The organism is Moraxella lacunata, from assembly GCF_900453205.1.
Taxonomy (GTDB): domain Bacteria; phylum Pseudomonadota; class Gammaproteobacteria; order Pseudomonadales; family Moraxellaceae; genus Moraxella; species Moraxella lacunata_B.
On the sequence record NZ_UGQU01000004.1, the window covers coordinates 178,735 to 198,484 of the forward strand.

The 19,750-nt window shown below is 45.5% G+C and carries 16 protein-coding genes; 5 read left to right on the plus strand and 11 right to left on the minus strand.

The window, feature by feature from the left end; genetic code table 11:
• Positions 1–138: 138 nt before the first annotated feature.
• Positions 139–2,343 carry an ATP-binding cassette domain-containing protein gene (locus tag DX073_RS13265; RefSeq protein ID WP_115008472.1) on the plus strand — a complete coding sequence of 735 codons (2,205 nt, stop codon included), beginning with the start codon at positions 139–141 and terminating at the stop codon, positions 2,341–2,343.
• A gap of 17 nt (positions 2,344–2,360) precedes the next feature.
• Positions 2,361–3,527: an HlyD family type I secretion periplasmic adaptor subunit gene (locus tag DX073_RS13270; protein ID WP_115008473.1), complete on the plus strand. Its 1,167-nt coding sequence runs from the start codon at positions 2,361–2,363 to the stop codon at positions 3,525–3,527.
• Between the two features lie 53 nt (positions 3,528–3,580).
• On the opposite strand, the gene DX073_RS13275 is transcribed toward DX073_RS13270, so the two are convergent.
• The 6 genes from DX073_RS13275 to aroE all read right to left on the minus strand — a co-directional run bounded on the left by DX073_RS13275 (position 3,581) and on the right by aroE (position 8,770).
• Entirely contained in the window at positions 3,581–4,330 is a 750-nt protein-coding gene (locus DX073_RS13275; RefSeq protein ID WP_115008474.1) for a glutathione peroxidase, read from the minus strand.
• 29 nt (positions 4,331–4,359) lie between these two features.
• Complete coding sequence (locus DX073_RS13280) at positions 4,360–4,569, minus strand: hypothetical protein (protein WP_115008475.1); 210 nt, start codon at positions 4,567–4,569, stop codon at positions 4,360–4,362.
• Between the two features lie 187 nt (positions 4,570–4,756).
• Entirely contained in the window at positions 4,757–5,593 is an 837-nt protein-coding gene (locus DX073_RS13285) for an exodeoxyribonuclease III (protein WP_258556977.1), read from the minus strand.
• Between the two features lie 207 nt (positions 5,594–5,800).
• Positions 5,801–5,923, minus strand: a complete 123-nt coding sequence (locus DX073_RS14830; protein WP_258556970.1) for a hypothetical protein — start codon at positions 5,921–5,923, stop codon at positions 5,801–5,803.
• An 85-nt stretch (positions 5,924–6,008) separates the two neighbouring features.
• Entirely contained in the window at positions 6,009–7,829 is a 1,821-nt protein-coding gene (locus DX073_RS13290) for an acyl-CoA dehydrogenase C-terminal domain-containing protein (RefSeq protein WP_115008477.1), read from the minus strand.
• A 149-nt stretch (positions 7,830–7,978) separates the two neighbouring features.
• The gene (gene aroE, locus DX073_RS13295; RefSeq protein WP_115008478.1) at positions 7,979–8,770 is read right to left on the minus strand and encodes a shikimate dehydrogenase; all 792 of its coding nucleotides are present in this window, start codon (positions 8,768–8,770) and stop codon (positions 7,979–7,981) included.
• Between the two features lie 334 nt (positions 8,771–9,104).
• Between aroE and DX073_RS13300 the strand changes: the two genes are divergently transcribed.
• Positions 9,105–9,701, plus strand: a complete 597-nt coding sequence (locus tag DX073_RS13300; RefSeq protein ID WP_115008479.1) for a hypothetical protein — start codon at positions 9,105–9,107, stop codon at positions 9,699–9,701.
• Positions 9,702–10,083: 382 nt separating this feature from the next.
• Here DX073_RS13300 and DX073_RS13305 read toward each other — a convergent pair whose 3' ends face one another.
• Both DX073_RS13305 and DX073_RS13310 read right to left on the minus strand, forming a co-directional pair.
• Positions 10,084–10,470, minus strand: coding sequence for a DUF2799 domain-containing protein (locus DX073_RS13305; protein WP_115008480.1), 387 nt, complete (start codon positions 10,468–10,470; stop codon positions 10,084–10,086).
• 93 nt (positions 10,471–10,563) lie between these two features.
• Positions 10,564–11,037 (minus strand): MliC family protein, encoded by a 474-nt coding sequence (locus DX073_RS13310; protein ID WP_115008481.1) that lies wholly within the window; start codon positions 11,035–11,037, stop codon positions 10,564–10,566.
• A gap of 270 nt (positions 11,038–11,307) precedes the next feature.
• Here DX073_RS13310 and DX073_RS13315 point away from each other — a divergent pair, with 270 nt between their 5' ends.
• A complete protein-coding gene (locus DX073_RS13315; protein WP_115008482.1) occupies positions 11,308–12,342 on the plus strand; it encodes an NAD(P)H-dependent flavin oxidoreductase in 1,035 nt (344 codons plus the stop codon).
• Here the strand turns inward: DX073_RS13315 and DX073_RS13320 are convergent.
• The gene (locus DX073_RS13320; protein ID WP_115008483.1) at positions 12,339–12,671 is read right to left on the minus strand and encodes a hypothetical protein; all 333 of its coding nucleotides are present in this window, start codon (positions 12,669–12,671) and stop codon (positions 12,339–12,341) included. The two genes, DX073_RS13315 and DX073_RS13320, sit on opposite strands and share 4 nt — an antisense overlap.
• A gap of 111 nt (positions 12,672–12,782) precedes the next feature.
• Positions 12,783–14,012: a Na+/H+ antiporter NhaA gene (nhaA, locus tag DX073_RS13325; protein ID WP_115008484.1), complete on the minus strand. Its 1,230-nt coding sequence runs from the start codon at positions 14,010–14,012 to the stop codon at positions 12,783–12,785.
• Between the two features lie 979 nt (positions 14,013–14,991).
• Between nhaA and DX073_RS14140 the strand changes: the two genes are divergently transcribed.
• The gene (locus DX073_RS14140; protein ID WP_147279736.1) at positions 14,992–18,348 is read left to right on the plus strand and encodes a S8 family serine peptidase; all 3,357 of its coding nucleotides are present in this window, start codon (positions 14,992–14,994) and stop codon (positions 18,346–18,348) included.
• Between the two features lie 71 nt (positions 18,349–18,419).
• On the opposite strand, the gene DX073_RS13345 is transcribed toward DX073_RS14140, so the two are convergent.
• On the minus strand, positions 18,420–19,700 hold the full coding sequence (locus tag DX073_RS13345) for a dicarboxylate/amino acid:cation symporter (protein ID WP_115008485.1): 1,281 nt from the start codon (positions 19,698–19,700) through the stop codon (positions 18,420–18,422).
• Positions 19,701–19,750: the final 50 nt, after the last annotated feature.

A 19,750-nucleotide genomic window follows, 5' to 3' on the forward strand; every position in this document is an offset into this window, starting at 1 on the left:
TGACGGCATGTCTCAACACCGACAGGTGCAAGTCTACTTTAAGCCAAATGGTGTCGTAATTAAGTTTTTTTACCCATATTTACAAATTATATTTATCAAATATTGTCATGCCAAAGTGTGACAAGCCAAGGATAACTGATGTCGTTAAACCAAACCACTGACCACCCAGACAACCAACAACTGCCAAAACAATACACCAGCAATAATGCCTTGGGCATTGCGGTGTTTGAACTTTTAAAAGACGTGGGCGTGACCGTGGATAAAAATCGTCTGGACACCGCACTTGGTCGTGTGTCAGACTTTGATGATCATGAAGAGCGATTGACCCATTTGCTTGGCATCTTGGGCATCTTCGATGAGCCAGATGTCATGGATGAGCCAGATGCTGCTTACATGCCCCTGTTTGCTCATCACCAAAAGTTAGGCTATGGTCGCATTGTACAAAAATACGGTCTAAGCTGGCTGTTTGAGAGTGTCGAAGGGCGAGTGAGCTGTCAGAGTTCAGATTTGGATTTTGTGGCAAAAATTCGTGTCTCAGACAAGCTGGTCGCCGAGAAAAAAGTTGGTTTTCATGAACTTTTGGTGCAAAACCTCAAAGAGTATAAACGTGTCGTGGTAGAAGCGGTTGTGGCATCTTTTATCATTAATCTGCTTGCCCTTGCTGTGTCGCTATTTTCCATGCAGGTCTATGACCGTGTCATTCCAACAAACAGCCAGTACACCTTGATTATCCTAGCATCAGGCGTGGGCTTGATGATTATTTTTGAAGCGATGATGAAATTTGCCCGCTCCAAAGTCATGGACAAGATGGTCATCGGTGTTGATGAGATATTATCAAGAAATATCTTTGAGAGGCTACTGGCGGTGCGTGTGGATAAGATGCCAAACTCGGTCGGCTCGCTGGCAGCTCAGCTTCGTGGCTATGAGCAGGTGCGTTCGTTTTTTACGGCAAGCACGCTGTTTACGCTTGTTGATATTCCGATGAGTATTTTGTTCATCATTTTGATTGCGGTCATCGGCTCGCCCATTGTTGCCATTATTCCGTTCATTGCCGCAGTAATTGGCATCATATTGGGCTTATCTAGCCGTAAAAAGATTGATAAAATCTCTGCCGAAAACGCCGCCGCATCCTATCTAAAAACGGGGATTTTGGTGGAGACGGTCGAAGGCATGGAAACCATCAAGGCAGGTTCGGGCAACTGGAAGTTTTTGTCCAAATGGCTGGATGTAACGAGTGATACCATTGATAACGACCTAAAAATGCGTCACGCCAATGACAATCTAAATTATAGCGTACAAATGCTCCAACAAATCAGTTATGTGGGGATTGTCATCACGGGGGCATTTGTGGTGATGTCGCAAGCCATGACCATCGGTGGCTTGATTGCTTGTACTATTTTGGGCGGACGTATTTTGGCTCCCATTATGAATGCCCCCAATCTATTGGTGCAATATTCGCATGCCAAAGCTGCCAAAGCTAACATTGAGCGACTCTTTGAGCTAGAGCAAGACAATAACGATGTCGCTCACCCACTTGCCCCATCTCGCATTCATGGCTGGTATCAGTGCTATAACATGACTTTTAGCTATGCGGGCAATGAGCGAAATGCCCTAAATATTGAGCATTTGGACATTAAGGCAGGTGAGCGGGTGGCGATATTGGGCTCTATCGGCTCTGGCAAATCCACTTTGCTAAAAATCCTATCAGGTCTGTATATGCCCACAGGCGGTCATGTGCTGTTAGATGGACTAGACATCAGTCACATCAGTCGTGAGTCCATGAGTGAGCAGGTGGGTTATCTACAACAAGACCATCGTCTTTTCCAGGGGACGCTTCGCGAGAATTTGCTCATTGGCATGCCTGCTCCGCCGGATGATGTCATCAGGCAAGAGCTACATCGCACGGGGCTTATCCGCTTGGTGTCGGGGCATTCTAGCGGTCTAGATTTGCCCATTAGCGAAGGTGGCAAGGGTCTGTCAGGTGGGCAAAAACAACTGGTTGCTTTTACTCGTTTGGTGCTGACCAAGCCATCGGTGTGGTTACTTGACGAACCAACGGCATCTATGGATAACATGCAAGAGAATCAATGCTTGCAAGTGCTTGCCCAAGAGCTTCAAGACCCCACCAAGACACTTATTGTCTCAACGCATAAAATGGGACTCTTGGCATTGGTGAATCGCATCATCATCATGGCAGATGGTAAAGTGGTCATGGATGGACCTAAGCAAGCGGTGCTATCACGACTTATCCAAAATGAGCAAAATGCCAAAGATGCCATGAAAAAAGTAGAGCAGACTAGTGCCACACAAAATATCGGCACCAACTCTAATACACCCAAGTAACCATAAAGGGAGATACCGTGAGTCAAAAAAACTATCAAAAAGCCAAATCACGCAGTAAACCTAGTGTGATTATTTGGGTGGCACTGGTGACCATTATTGTGCTTATTACATGGGCATCATTTGCTAAAATCGACCAAGTGACCAGAGCTCAGGCGACTGTCATCGCATCTGACCGCACCCAAGAGATTCAGGCGGCGGACAATGGCATTTTGTCAGAACTGCTGGTCAAAGAGGGCGATGATGTCAAAAAAGGCGACCTATTGGCGATATTAGAAGAAGAGCGTGCTAAGGCGGCATTGGATAACTCGGCAACCAAAGTGGCAGCCCTGCGTGCGAGGGTGGCACGTTTGGAGGCGGAGATTTTTGACCGCCCACTAAATTTCCCAGAAGAAGTGCAAAAGTACACCGAGTACGTCCAAAACCAAACCGAGCTATACAACCGTCGCCGCCAAGCCATCACCCAAGATGTGGCGTCATTACAAAAAATGCTTGACCTTGCCAAGCGAGAGCTTGCCATGAACGAACCGCTATTGGCTCATGGCGATGTCAGTCAGGCGGACGTGATCAGACTTCGCCGTCAAGTGGCAGACATCGAGGCGCAGATTACCAACAAACGCAACAAATACTTTGAGGATGCCCAAACCGAGCTGACCAAAGCCCAAGAAGAGCTAGAATCTGAGAGCGAACAGCTCAGAGACCGCACGCAAGTATTAGAAGAAAAACGGCTATTTGCTCCTGTGGATGGCAAGGTGAATAACATCGCTGTTACGACCATTGGCGGGGTGGTGCGACCGGGCGATACGATCATGCAACTGCTTCCGACCAGTAGTGATTTGATTGTGGAGGCAAAGGTTCAGCCTGTGGACATCGCCTATGTCAAAGAGGGTCAGACCGCCAGTGTCAAACTGGACGCTTATGATTATTCTATCTTTGGGGCGATGAATGGTGAGGTCATCTACATCAGCCCAGACACGCTCATGGAAAAAACCCCACAAGGCGATAAGCCCTATTATCGGGTGCAGATTCGCATTGCGGGGGCTCAGGTGTCAGCTCGTGAAGATGAGATTGTCATCAAGCCAGGTATGACCGCCAGTGTGGACATCAAGGCAATGGAGCGGACGGTACTATCCTATCTGACCAAGCCGATTACCAAGACGTTGTCCGAAGGTCTGGGCGAGCGATAGCACTAAAAACGTGGCATTTGTGCCACGTTTTTGATATTTCTAATGGGTACTAATTAGAGTACACACTCACCGCTCGTCAGATATTTTTCCAAATCGTCCGAACCGCCAATGTGCTTACCACCGATAAAGACCTGTGGCACGGTCTCACGCCCTGTCATGGCACGCACTGCCGTTGTGGTAACATCACGACCTAGCACCAGCTCTTCGTACGCCACGCCACGAGCGGTTAGGGCTTCTTTTGCCTTAATGCAGAACTGGCACCCTGCTTTTGAAATAATCGCCACAGACGGCTTGTCCGTCCATTCAGGGTTCAAAAACTTAATCATGGTGTCAGCGTCCGACACTTCAAAGGGGTCGCCGTCTTTTTCGGGTTCGTCAAAGATTTTGACAATCACGCCATTATCCACAAGCATGGAATAACGCCATGAGCGCTTGCCAAAGCCTAGATTTTCTTTACCGACAAGTCGCCCCATGCCGTCTGTAAATTCGCCATTGCCGTCTGGGATAACGGTGATGTTGGCACATTCTTGGTCGGCTTTCCATGCGTTCATAACAAAGGTGTCATTGACCGACACGCAGATGATGTCGTCCACGCCCAATTTTTTGAACTCACCGCACAGCTCGTTGTAGCGGGGCAGGTGTGTTGATGAACACGTTGGGGTAAACGCTCCTGGTAGGCTAAACAGTACGACTTTTTTGCCGCCGAACAATTCGTCTGTGGTTACGTCCACCCAGTTGTCGCCTTGACGAGTGCGGAAAGTTACGCTTGGGACTTTTTGTCCAACCATGTCTTTAAATGCCATTGCATTCTCCTAAAAATAGATTTGATTTATTATACAGAATTTTTGTGGATTTTGCCAATTATGCAGGGTTTTTGGGCGGATATTGGGTTTTTGAATAATGGGTTTTTGAATAAATTGTAATTGGCTTTGGCATTGGAGCGTTCATAAGTGAACACACGACTTGGCTCAATCTTGCCTTTGGCAATGGCTAGGACTTCTTGGGCGGATGCATACAATTCTTTATAAAAATCATCGCTCATTTTTCCCCTTGCAAAAATCAAGCACTATAAAATTAAAATATAAAATTTGACGTGTAGAAAATCTTTGTATCATCAAGGGCGTGTGTAGCACGCCCCTACAAATCTTGCTATGGCAAACACAAGTTCGCTAGGTATATCACTTCCCCCAACGTTGTCGCATTTTACCATTCTTAATTGAGCGATATACCTACCCAATCACATAATCCACCACCACAGGGGCATGGTCAGAATACCACACATCACGATAGACCCAAGCCCCCACCGTGCGAGCCTTCCAATCGGGCGAACAGGCGTGATAATCTATTCGCCAGCCGACATTCTTGGCACGGGCTTGCCCCCGATTTGACCACCACGAATAAATATCGCTATCAAACCGCACCACCCGAAACGTATCCACATAACCAAGCTCATCATAAATATGGTCAAGCCACGCCCGTTCGTGGGGCAGACAGCCAGACGCTTTTTGGTTGCCCGACCAGTTTTTGATGTCAATGCGTTTGTGGACGATGTTATAATCACCGCAGACGATGATGGATTTGTTCTCGTCTCGCCAGCGTTTTAAAATGGCTTTATAGTTGTCCAAAAACTCATCTTTACGAACCTGAGCATCATCGCCCGATGAACCAGACGGCAAATACAAAGACGCAATGTGTACAGGCGTATCTAGTCCCCATTCACTTAGGTCAAACCGCCCACAAGTAAACCGCCCTTGTGTATCGGCAATGTCAAAACCTAGCCCGTCCGTTGGGATAAAGGGCAATTTGCTATAAATCGCTGTGCCAGCATACCCTGCTCGCTCGGCAGGGAACAGATGAGCGTGATAGCCCACAGGCTTAAACTTATCCGTCCACTGCTCATGGGTTATCCGTGTCTCCTGCATACATATCACGTCTGCGTCTGACTTTGTGATAAAGTCAAATAAGCCTTTTTTCTCACTGGCTCTTAGTCCATTGACATTGATAGATACCACTCTTAGGATACGCTTGTCGCCATGCTTGGCAATGTGGGCGGATTTTGGCGGTATGATGTCGTTAGGCTTGGGGTTTAGGGTAGTTGGGGCTTGTGGGCTGGGGTGTAATGGGTTGATGTTGGTCATGGTATCGTTTATTTAAAAGATTTGTAAAAGGCAAATTTTACCACAAAATGCCATGAGCATTTTTGTAAATCGTGATTGATAAGGGCATGCTGAATATTGATAACATTTATTTGTATTTTATAAAAATTTATGCTTTTAATCTATTTTTGCATGAAAAATGGCTAAATCTTGTTTTTCATCGTCAAAAGCTCGTTTGATAGAATGGCTATCAAACTTCTCTTTTTCCTTGAAAAACGGGCGATTTTTCTCATTTTTCATAGCAAATACCAACATTCAACACGCCCAAACCAAACAAAAACCACCCAAATTGATGAGTGGTTTTTGATGATTTTTAAACTAATAATTAATCAATGATAAAATGCTCGATGTCCATATCGGTCATCACTTCACTTGGGGCGGTCATGCTGTCGGCAAGCCCACTCGTGCGTGGTAGGATTTTATCAAAATAAAACTCTGCTGTTTGGGTTTTGGCAAGGTAGAACTCACGGGGTTGTTCACCGCCATTTTTCATCTTATCAAAGGCAATCGCCGCCATTCTTGCCCAGTGGTACGCCATTATCACATAGCCTGAGTACATGAGATAGTCTTCGGACGCTGCCGAGATAATCTCACGGTTTTTGCGTTTGGCGGTAATGGCAAGGCGACCAGTTAGGACGTTCCATTCGGCACACAGCTTGGTCAATGCCCAAACGTATTTACGCATGTCTTTGTCAAGGGCATAATCGCCACACCATTTCATGATACCTGCGGTGTAGTCACGCACGACCTTGCCACCGCCTTGTAGTAGTACCTTACGACCGAGCAAGTCTAGGGCTTGTACGCCTGTCGTGCCTTCGTATAGCGTGCTGATACGGGCATCACGGGCGATTTGTTCCATGCCCCATTCTTTGATGTAGCCATGACCGCCAAAGATTTGCAAGCCGTTTTTCACAGACTCTTGGGCGATTTCGGTCAAAAAGCCTTTTAACACAGGCGTGAAAAAGCCCATTTTGTCTTCCCAACGCTCAATCTCTTTTTTGTCGCCACGCACGGTCGCATCTGCCAGTTTGTCCGAATAACGCCCAACATGATAAATCATGCTTCTCGCCCCTTCGGTGAATGCCTTTTGGGTCAGTAGCATACGGCGGACATCGGCGTGATAGTGAATGGCATCAGCAGGTTTATCAGGCTCTTTGGTGCCAGACAAGGCACGCATAGAACGGCGTTCTTTGGCATAGGGCAGTGAGTTTTGGAAAGCAAGTTCCATGTGAGCCAAGCCTTGAATGCCAGTGCCGACACGGGCGGTGTTCATGTAGGTGAACATCGCTTTTAGCCCTTTGTTTGGCTCGCCAATCAAAAACCCTGTGGCGTTGTCAAAGTTAATCACGCATGTGGCGGACGCACTAATACCCATTTTGTGTTCGATAGAGCCACAGCTGACGCCATTACGCTCGCCCATGTTGCCGTCATTGTCAGGCAAGAATTTTGGCACGATAAATAGCGAAATGCCCTTGGTGCCAGCAGGGGCATCAGGCAGACGTGCCAGTACGATGTGTACGATGTTCTCGGTCAGGTCATGTTCGCCAGCACTGATGAAAATCTTAGAGCCGTTAATGGCATAAGTGCCGTCATCGTTAGGTTTGGCGGATGTTTTCATTTGGTTTAGGTCGGTACCGCACTGGGCTTCGGTCAGACACATGGTGCCAGACCACTCGCCAGTAACGAGCTTGGGCAGGTATAAGTCTTTTTGCTCGGTCGTGCCGTATTCCAAAATGGTATTGACCGCCCCAAGCGATAGCCCCGGATACATGGCAAATGACCAGTTGGCGGTGCCAAGCATCTCTGATTTGATGAGATTGAGAGACATTGGCAGAGCCATACCGCCATACTGTTCAGGGTAAGCAATGCCTTGCCAGCCCCCTTGGGCGAACTGCTCGTACGCTTCTTTAAAGCCTTTGGGCGTGGTAACCTCGCCGTCCTTAAAATGACAACCTTCGGCATCGCCTGACTGATACAGGGGGGCGATGACGTTTTCGGCTAAGTCGGCAAAGCCTTCTAAAATCATGCCAACCGTTTCGCTGTCGGCATTTTTGCCATGCTCAAAGGTTTTGTAGTGGCTTGGATAATCAAAGACTTCATTGATGAGAAATTTGATGTCCCGTAAGGGGGCTTTGTACGTTAGCATAAGACAGCTCCTTTGTGATAAAAATAAGATAAGGGGAAATGTGTGAAAACATCATTTCCCTACTATACCTTATTTTGTGATTTATGCTAGGGGTTTTGTGTTAAAAATAACTATTTTTCATAAATTTTAATTATTTTTATAAAAATAAATTATAAATCCAACACCACCTTACCCAAATCCACCGTCTGACCTGTCCACAGCTCAAACGATAAGCGAGCTTGATTAATAAGCATACCCATGCCGTCTATCTGTTTGGCGGTGTTAAAGTGGTTTAAGAAAGCAGATGGCTTGCCATACATCATGTCATACGCCACATCAGCCGACACACCACCCAAATCCAGACTTTGCCCTGTGGTCGTGGTGGATGTGGCGTTGATAATCACGTCAAAATGCCCTGTGAGTTCATCTAAGCCGTGAGCGTGAATGTGAATGCCTTGCGTGGCAAACTCTTGGGCGAGTGTTTGGGCTTTGGTCAGTGTACGGTTAAACACCGACACCACCGCACCGCTTTGGATAAGCGGTAAAATCGCTCCCCGAGTTGCCCCACCTGCCCCGAGTATGGCGACTGTTTTGCCGTGTAAATCCACGCCATGCCCCACCAAATCTGCCACCAGCCCCCGACCGTCCGTGTTATCGCCATAGAGTTTTCCGTCCTTTATGGCGAGCGTGTTTACCGCCCCTGCGTTTTTGGCGTATTCGCTTAATGTACCGACTTCTTGGCAGATGTCAAACGCCATTTCTTTAAAGGGCAAGGTTACGTTCGCCCCCACGCCCCCACCATAAAAAAACGCTTCAATGACCGCCTTAAAACTGCCAAAATCATCAGGGCAAAATTGGCGGTTGTAGCTGATGTCAAGCCCCACAGAGTGAGCAAAGGCGGTATGAATGGCAGGGCTTTTGGAGTGGCTAATTGGGTTGCCGATGACGATAAAGTGGTGCATACATTGTCCTGATGAATTTAAAATAAAAACTGTTAAAATGAACCAAAAACGGCTACAATAATCGCCATTATTTTCCCATATATGTAGGGCGTGCCTGCCATTGATAACATTGTCATAGGATATGACAAAGATTTGATGATTTCAATCCATTTTTGCATGAAAAATGGCTAAATCTGGTTTTTCTGCGTCAAAATCCTTGTTGATATTGCAATATCAACTGCGGACTTTTCCTTGAAAAACGGGTGATTTCCCCTATTTTTCATTGCAAATACCAAAGGTAGGCACGCCCTATCATTAACACAAGCCATTTTACCATTTACCGTTTATATCAGCCATGACCGACACCAATTCTGCCCCTGCCAAAAAATCCTTTAAAACCCCCATCATCTGGGCGGTCATCATCGCCTGTGCTGTGGCATTGGCGTTGTTTTTTCGTCCTGCCACGCACAAGGACGTGGTGCAAGATGACGGCGAGCCAAAGGTTTATGAAAAAGTGGTCTATGACGTGGCAAATTGGCAAGCAAGTCCTGCCATCAATGAGACAGGGCAGGGCAGGTTTGAGCGTGCCAAAACGCTGATAGCCCCCACCGCCACCAAGTCGGACGCCTTGGATTTTCATGGGGCTATGGCGGACAAATACAGCTATACATCAGGACACGAACCGCCCCTATATGTCATCGAGTCGGATAAGCTCTTTGAGCTGGCATGGTACTACGCTCACCCCAAAGACAGCGATACCATCAAGCAGGTAAGCCACGCCCATGCCCAAAAAGCCCACGCCCTTGCCACCGCTTTATATGGCGATGACGGCAAAGCGGTGTTGGAGCAAATGCTGACAGAGCAAATGGTCGGGGCAGAAATGCTACAAGGACATGGCATATTAAAGGCAGAATGTGCCAATTACACCTGTCAGCTTATTATGAAAAAATAGGGAAGTGCTTCATTCTTGGTCTTATGTAAGTGATTGATTTATCAAGGGCGTGTTCAACACGCCCCTACAACCCGAAAAATAATCACCTAAAATCAATAAGTAACCGTAAGGTGCGTAACACGCACCGCTTATTGGACTGATATTTTAAAAATCACCCAAATTGGCTTTACCACCACCAATAAGGACGGTACGGATAGCCATACCAACCGCCATAACCATAATGCATGCGGGTCATGCGTTCGCTCATCTGATGTTGCTCTGGTATTGTTAAATAAAGATAGATTTTAAGGTTTTCCGTTCGGACTGAGCTTGTCGAAGTCTAGGAAAACCGTTATGGTTCGACAAGCTCACCACGAACGGCTTTCTAGAAAAGTATACTCAATTAACAATACCGTTGCTCTAAGCCCATCATGTTGGCACGGTGTAGCTCTTCTAGGGTCTTGCTGTCGCCGACATCACACACGCCTTGTAGGGTGTAGCCCATTCGCCCCATGTTGTAGGCGTTGTCTATGGTGCAGTAGGATTTTAACCCTGCTTGGCGACCTTGCTCCCATAACGCTCGGTCAGGCGTGGCAAGTCCTTGACAGGTTTTGGCATGGCGTAATATCTCTTGACTGCTTGCCCCGCGCAGACCGTCAGCACGACCCACCTGCTCCCAGTTGGCAGATGAGCAGTCGGCTTGTTTTAATGTGGCAGTTGTAGCACAGCCTGTGAGTGCGAGCATGGGTAGGGCGGTGAGTAGGAATGCTTTTTTTGTGATAGGCTTCATGGTAAATTGCCTTTTATTGTTGATTAAAAAACGCACAAGCGTGGCTTATGCGTTTGTTACGACTAAGACAGCCGACTCGTTCAACGAATGTCATTAGTGGGCGTGGTTGTGCATGGGACGAGTACCTTCGCATTTTAGGCTGTATACGGTGCCATCAGCAGTGGTTATGTCCAACGCACCAAATTTGTTTTTGGTGTGCCATTCGTATTTTGACTCAGGATTGACATCATTAACAAACAGCATGCCAGAGGCGGATTTGGCAGGTTGCATTTCAACATCAACACTTTCTAACCCAAGGCTAGGGGCGGTGATAGTTAGCAGGGCATGACCTGCATCAGGGTTGTATTTGGCGGTGACTTTACCGTCTTTTTCGCACAGGTATTTTTCGGTTATCTCGCCATGATGATGTTTTTTGCCGTGCTTATGCTCATGTTTGTCGCCATGTTTGTGGGCGTGCTTGCCTTGCATTTCTTGGGGTTTGGGCTGTTTGATGGTTTGGCTGTTATTCGTGGTACAGCCTGTCAATACCAAGGCACCCACAGCAGTCGCAATCAATAATTTTTGCATGACAATCTCCTTAAAAGAAAAAAATAAAATCAGTTATCATTTAAATGATATATTTATTATAAATGAAATCCCCACTGCCGTGTGTAACAAATTTTTTCAAAATAAGAGTAAACTTGTAAAAACTTTAACACAACTTTTATCGTGAAAAACTGATGTGATAAAAGATAGGTATGTCCTAATCATCATTTTCTTTTAAAATAGCCATCATGCCTTGACTTTATTTTATTCAAAAGCTATATTTTAAAGAAATCTTTATCAGGAAACATCATCATGACCATCTTATCATTACAATCCCATCTTGCTCTATCCACGCCCATCGTCCAAGCCCCCATGGCAGGGGCGAGCAATGCCGATTTTGTCGTGGGGGCGTGTCGTCTTGGTGTGCTAGGCTCGCTTGGGGCAGGCATGATGTCGCCTGCCCGAATCCATGATGAGATTACCAAAATCAAGGCAGGGACGGATAAGCCCTTTAATGTCAATCTCATGATTTTGGATAAAAGTTTGACCCAAACATATAGCCAGACCATGCCTGATTGGCTTGATAATTTTTATCAAACATTGGGCGTTACGCCTGTGCTAGATGACAAACCTGCCCATGACTTTGCCGAGCAATTTGCCGTATTGCTTGATAACCCTGTGCCTGTGGCGAGCTTTACTTTTGGTATTTTAAATCTGCCCCAAGTGGACGCTTTGCATGCTGTCGGTACGCTTGTCATCGGTACGGCAAACACGGTGGCAGAAGTGTTGGCATGGCAGGATGTGGGAGCGGACGGTGTGGTCGTGCAAGGCGTGGGGGCAGGCGGTCATCAAGGAGGCTGGCTTGGTGAGCAGGGCGATAGATTATCTACGTTAGAGCTGTTAAAACTTGCTAAAAACGCAAGTACTATCCCACTTATCTCGGCAGGGGGCATTGCCAATCGTGAACAGGTTACTCTTATGCTAGATAATGGGGCGGACATGGTGGCGGTGGGGACGGTATTTTTGACCACGCACGAATCGCCTATCAATCCGCTTTGGAAAAAGCGTTTGCTAAGTGCGACAGGTAACGACACACGTCTGACACGACTATACTCTGGCAAATGGGCAAGGGGCGTGGTTACGGGCTATATGCAAGATTTTGCCCAGTTGGATAATGATGATTTACCAAATTATCCGACATTAAACGCCATGACAAAATCCCTGCGAGCCCATGGGGCGACCACTCAAAACAGCGAGCTGATGAGCCTATGGAGTGGTGTGGGCGTGGCGGACTGCCGTGATGAGTCTATGAGTGAGCTTGTGGCAAGGCTAGCAGGCATGCCCTAATCGACCAAATACACCACGTTATCGCCGTCTTTTTTGATGACATGGTTAAGCTCTAAACGCTTGATGATGTCATCGATATCAGCATTTTGACCGCCCCGAAAGCTAAAAATCGCTTCCAAAAATGTCCGTAGGGCAGGCAGGCGATTGGGCTTACTTTTTAGCACTCGCTCCAAGCAATAGTCATAATCGGCAGAGGGTGGCAGTTTTTGGGTAGGAGTGGATGATGAGCTTGGGGCGAGTATGAGTTGCCCGAGCAGATGATGAGCCAGTTTTAGCTTGTCCGCATCGGACAAGGCAGACGCCAAATCAAGGACGGTGTGATAAGACATGGGATTTCCTTAGGTGGTGGGATTGGCTTTATTGTATGACAAACACGGATAAATGAAAAGAGCAGATAACAAAAAGCGGACATGTTGCCCGCTTTTTTATTTTTGGTGTGATTAATGTTTGGGCGGTTCGCCAACACCCAGATACATCTCATCGTTTTTGGCAAGGGTGGGATGGTCAGCGTCTTTGATGTTGGCACGCAAGACAAGATAGCCCACAATACCTGAGATAAGCGAGCCTAGGATAATGCCTAAACGTGGGTCATAATCCTCAGGAATACCGCCAAAGGCAAGCCCCGAGATAAAGAGCGACATGGTAAAGCCGATACCGCAAAGCAGAGAGACGCCATAGATTTGCATGAAGTTTGTGCCTGTGGGCAGTTTGACCAAACCCAATTTGACGACCAAAAACACAGGAATCATCACGCCAAGCTGTTTACCGATAAACAAACCTAGGGCAATACCCATGGGTACGCCGTGCATGAGCTCGCCCATGTTAGTCCCCGCCAGCGAAATCCCTGCATTGGCAAAGGCAAATAGGGGTAAGATACCAAAGGCAACCGTGTTATGTAAATCGTGTTCTAGCTCTTCTAGGGGCGAATGCTCAGGGTCGGCGTTGTTTTTTAAAGGAATAAAAAATGCCAAAAGTACGCCTGCTAAGGTTGCATGCACGCCTGATTTTAGCATGGCGGCCCATAGGATAAGCCCGATAAGCAGATAAGGCGTGAGACGGGTGACGTTTAGGCGATTTAGTAAGAATAAAAAGGGCAAACACACCGCTGCCACGCCCAGTGATATCAATGATAATTCAGATGTGTAGAACAAGGCAATGATGATAATCGCCCCGATGTCATCAAAGATGGCAATGGATACCAAAAATACTTTTAAGGCATTGGGGACTTTGTTGCCGAGCAAGCTAAGCACGCCAATGGCAAAGGCGATGTCCGTGGCGGCAGGGATTGCCCAACCTTTTAGAGCCTCGGTATCACCATAATTTAGTCCATAATAGACCAAAGCAGGGGCAGTCATGCCACCGATGGCACAGATGGCAGGCAGGACGATTTGCTTGACATCGGACAGCTCACCTATCAAAGCCTCACGCTTTAATTCTAGCCCCACCAAAAAGAAAAAAACCGCCATCAGACCGTCATTAATCCAATGATGAGCGTCTTTGGCAATCTCAAATTGACCAATTTGCACCACGACAGGAGCATGAATAAAAGCATTATAAAGTTCAGATAAAGGTGAGTTTGCAACAATCATTGCAAGAACAGCAGCTAAGGCAAGGATGATGCCCCCAGCGGCTTCTAAGGCAAAAAAGGCTTTTATGCGACTCATCGACATGACTATCTTTTCCTATAAATATAAATGAAGGAACAAAACCCATAATTATAAAAATTAGTTATAAATAAAAATTAACCAATCTTGTGAATATATCACAAAAATTAATAATACGAAAGCAGTTTTGTGATTATTTGTGTAAGTTTTCTTTCTGTGGGTTTGCCAAATGCAATCAGTGGTGTGATGGTGGATACAGCTAACAAAATTGAATTATGCTACAAAAAACCGTTCGCTCTGAGCCATGTCTGTGGGTCGGTTGTTGTTATGGTTCGACTCATTTTTTGCTACGAACGGAAAAACATAATAGTTTTTCATCGTGTAGAGTGTAGCGACTTATTTTTTGATTTATCAAGGATGAATTGCAATTAGCTTTGGGCAAATCAGTTATTTGCACAAAGCTGAGAATCGGATATTAAGTAGTTGTATAAACATTTTTTATGAAAAAACATCATTTTATTCCCAAGATGCTTCTATAATTTTAAATAGTATCATAAAGGTTTAATGCGTCCTAATAATTTCATCTAAAACAAATGATGAATTTGGTGTGATTGTATTGCAAAATAGTATTGCTTATTTATGTATAATATTTCACAAAAAATAATATGATGTCTATATAATAACAAACTGTTAATTATTGTGAAAAATAAACGGTTGTTTATTAAAAAAATAATCATAAAAATCAATTCATTAAAACATTATTTGTAAACATAATATTATATCATTCTGTAGGTACTGGACAATAAACCGCCATTAATTTACAATTTGCAAACCTTATATTTAAGGTAAACATTCTTTTATTGCTTTGTAGTACCATGCTTCATGGCGGTAAATGACAGTGGATTTAAATGTTTTAATTTCATATTTATGATGGATAAATTGTGATATCATCAAGATTTGTGTTTGATAACTGGTTTTGGTATCAGGCTTATTCTTGTTGTTTATCACTTATGTTTTATCATAAACACAAACACAAGGGTGTAATATGTCATTACAAAATAAACCTACCAAGAAAGGGTTCTATGTTAAGCCTTTAAGTATGGCTTGCATGCTGGTAATTGGTGCTAGTAGTACGGTAAGTTATGCCAATTCAGCTCCAATGATTGTTGATTCGGAGTATAACAACTCCAAATACTCTTTCTACGATTACTATCTGGATTTCCTTAACCGTTTTAGACCAACCCCAACCCCAGCCCCAACTCCAGTGCCAAGCCCTGTGAGACCGGCTCCTGAACTTGTTCACCCAACTCCAACCCCGACCCCGGCTCCAACGCCTGTGCCAACACCGGCGCCGATTAGTGGCGGTATATCAGGTAGCTATGTTGCTCCAGTATCACCATCAGAGGTGAGACAGCCTGATTACACAAGACGCGTTCAAGCTAACCTAAAACGCAACCAACCTGCACCAAGTGCTGGCACGCGTACGGGCTATAGTGTCATGGATACGTCAAATAATTCTAATTTGACATCCAAATTTTACGACACAACCGAAGATGGTTATGCCGAGCGTCTTGACAACCTGAAGAACACCATTGATACACGTCAAGCCAAAGTAGGTGTGATTGATACAGGTATTAACCGCTTCAACCGAGACATGGTTGGTGCCAACGTCAACAACACACAAGTAAAATGTGTGTCTGCAGGACGCTCCACTTGCTTCACTCCGGAAAATGACTCTGGTATCATCGAAGTGGCAACTACGTCTGCCAGTGGCGACCATGGCAACCAAATGGCGGCTGTTATCGCTGGTAACAACGGCATGACCAACGCCAAAATTTACGGTAGTGACAGTATTGATCGACGTTCAAATGGTGGTAACCAGTTCTTGATGATGCGTAAGCTGAACCAAGACCATGGCGTTAAGATTTTTAACAACTCTTGGGGTTCTAACAACACTGACCAATGGTACTACGATGCTCAGCGCCTCAATTACAATCCTACTACAGGACAGATTAATCCAAATCCTTACAGAACCAGTATTACCAATGCTGAAGTGACTTTGCCCGTCATTCATGATCTTATCATGAATCGTGACTCGCTTATCATTAAAGCAACAGGTAACGAAGGCTTGAACGATGCTCATGATGAAAACCTAGCACCGCTCATGAACAGCAACTTCAAAAAAGGTTTCATTACAGTATCATCGCCACGTGAAGATTTTAGCCATGCTAACGACTGTGGTCGTACGGCCGAATGGTGCGTATCTGCAACATCATCTACCCAAAATTACGCCAACGATGGCAGACTGAGTAGCTATAAGGGTACATCACCTGCAACCGCTCGTGTGGCCGGCACGGCAGTGCTTGTGCAATCTGCTTATCCTTGGATGAAAAATGAAAATATCTCTCAAACCATTTTGGGTACTGCCAAGGATTTTTCAGAGATTACTGCCAATTCACCTAATGGCTACCAAGGACTAAGAAAGGTTAGTAGATTGCCATCCGGTTATTACGGCTCTTATTACACTGACAATCAGGGTAATTTCTATGTTCCTGGCAATGTCAATTGGGAAAACCGTCGAATTGTCGCTAATCATAACGGCAAGAACATTACATGGGAAGATGGTTGGGGTTTGTTAGATCCAGAAGCGGCCGCTAAAGGTTATGGTGGTTTCTATTGGGATAATGTGGAATTAGACACTAAAGGCGCGCCTTTATCTGTATTCTACAATGACCTAAAAGGTGATAAAGGCTTTACCAAAAAAGGTGAAGGTAAGCTTGTCTTTACTGGTAATAACAGCTATAAAGGCGACTCTGTCATCGAAGGTGGTTCACTAGAAGTAAATGGTAACAACGGTGGTTCAACCATGGTTGTTAAAGGTGGTGAACTAACAGGTTATGGTAATGTAGCTAATGTTCGTCAAACAGGTGGTTGGGTTAACAACGAAGGTAACCTAAACATCAGAGGTGACTACAACATCAACACTCAACGTGGCGTGGATGCTGGTCTAAAAGCTCAATTTGGCAACATGCTTACCGTGGACGGTAAGGCCAAACTAGGTGGTACACTAAATCTAACTGGTGAGACCAAAGATGGCATCATCAGCAAATCAGGTAGCCGTAGCACTGTACTTCGTGCTAAGCGTGGTCTTGAAGGTCAATTTGACAATTATCGTTCAAGCAACCCATTATTTGAAGTAACAAATGTTGAATATACGCCAGAAGTAGACAGAAATGGCAGAGTGGTAGGTGGTTCACGCACGAACAATGACGTGCAAGTAACTGCCAAACGTCTAAGTGCAGGCAATGTTGTTTATGGCATCAGCATGAATGACAGTGGTAGCCGTGTTGCACAAAACCTAGACAAAGTACTTAATGATTTAGATAAAAAACAAGAAACACAAGGTTCACTGACCAGTGATGAGAAGCAATTTGCTAACCGTGTATTCACTGGTTTTGAAAACATGAATTCTGGTGCAGAATCTAAACTTTCTACAGTAAGCACCAACCGTGAGCTATACAAGCTTGACCCAACTTTCTATGCTGACAGTGCATTAAACGCAGTAGAAGACAGTGCTAACCATGCAACCGAATTTGGTAAGCGTGTTAGCACCCCAAGAGGTGTTTGGGGTAATATCAGTCACCATGATTATGATGTAGAACTAGAGCATGCCACAAGTGCACGTAAAGGCAACAACATTAGTGTTGGTGCAAGCACTCAAACCGCAGCCGACATTAGTGTTGGTGCACAACTTGATGTAAGTAAACTTGACTTGGAAGAATCTGTTTATGGTATTGGCAACAAAACCAAAACTGACAGCATTGGCTTGACTGTTGGTGCTTCTAAGAAGTTGGGTGATGCCTATCTATCAGGTTGGGTAAAAGGTGCCAAAGTTGATACAGAAGCCAGCCGTGGTGAAAACTCTAACAAAGTTGAGTATAATGGTAAGCTATATGGTGCTGGTATCCAAGCGGGTACAAACATTGATACTGCATCGGGCGTGAGTGTACAGCCTTATGCCTTTGTTAACCATCAGCAGTACAAAAACGATGGTAGCTTCAATGACGGTCTTAACGTTGTTAACGACATCGAAGCAAAACAAACTCAGGTAGGTGTGGGTGCTGATATGGTGTTCCAAGCAACACCTGCTCTACAGCTTACTGGTGGTGTACAAGTTGCACACGCTGTTAGCCGTGATACCAGTCTAGACACTCGCTATGTTGGTACAGCGACTGATGTGGAGTATGGTACTTGGGATACTGACAAAACCAAATGGTCAGCCAAGGTTGGTGCTAACTATAATGTGACACCAAACAGCCAAGTGGGTCTAAACTACAGCTACACAGGTAGTGGCGATTCAGATGCTTCCCAAGTGGGTGTGAGCTTCGCCAGCAAGTTCTAATTCATTAATAAGGCAACAAAAAACAGCACAATTTCGGTTGTGCTGTTTTTTTGATTTTCAAATATCAACAATCAAGAATCCCACACTTCTTTATCCAACGTATTTTCTTGTTTGGCAACAGTTACCACCCCTGCGATGTCACCCCCAACGTTTAGGGCGGTGCGTCCCATATCAAGCAAGGCATCAATGCCCAAAATCATGCCATAGGCAATCGCCACCGCCGAGCCAGCTTCCACAGGCAAGCCAATGGATTCTAGTACCATAAGTAGCATAATCGCCCCTGCCCCTGGCACACCTGCTGTCCCAATCGCCTCAAGCACGGCAGTCATCGTAATGGTGAGCATTTGCGAGCCGTCAAGCGGTACACCCACCGCATTGGCGATAAAAATCGCACACACGCCAAGATACACGGTAGTGCCGTCCATGTTCATCGTCGAGCCGACAGGTAAGCCAAAGCTATAAATGTTCTTAGGCACGCCCATGTTTTGCGATGACTGGATAGACACAGGTAAGGTTGCCCCTGATGAACGGGTTACAAATCCTGTGATAAGGGCAGGGCGAGCTTTTTTCAAAAAGACAAGTGGGGAGAGCTTCATCAACGCACAAATCACGCAGTACACCAGTAGGATTTGCATGATAAAGCCGACATAAACGGTTGCCGTAACGCTTGCCAAAGAACCAAAAGCGGTTGCCCCATTTTTTGAAAAAACAATAAAAATCAACGCAAACACGCCAATCGGAGCGTACTGCATGACCCAACCGACAATCTTAAACATCGCTTGGCTAACCCCGTCCACAAAATAAAACACCGTGTCCGAGCTTTTTTTGACATTCTCATCATCGCTATCACGCCCAAAGGCGAGGGCGATGCCAAATATCAAACAAAAGAAAATCATGGGCAAAACTTGACCGCTACTAATCACGCCGATTGGATTGGTGGGGACGATTTCAAGCAGGATTTGAAGCATGCTTGGGGCTTCGGCAGTTTTGCCTTCGCTTGCGGTGTCGGCGATGAGTTCTAGCCCCAAGCCAGGGTTAAAGAGCTTGCCCACACCAAGCCCGATGATGATTGCAAAAATGGACGTAATGGTATAATAAATGAGCGTTTTTATGCCGATACGCCCAAGCTGGGCAGGCGTGATTGAGCTTGCCCCCACGATGAGCGTGGACGCAATGACAGGAATGACAATCATCTTTAACAGACGAATGAACAGCTCGCCAATGGGCGATAAAATGTTAATGGCGGTTTGGGCATTTTGAAAAATGATACCGCAGATTGAGCCTAGGATTAAGCCGATTAGGATTCTTAATAATAAGTTTGGCTTAAAATACCATGAAAAAAATTTTGACATTGAAATGCCCTATGTGAATGATAACTAAAAATAACAAAAATTTGCGTATT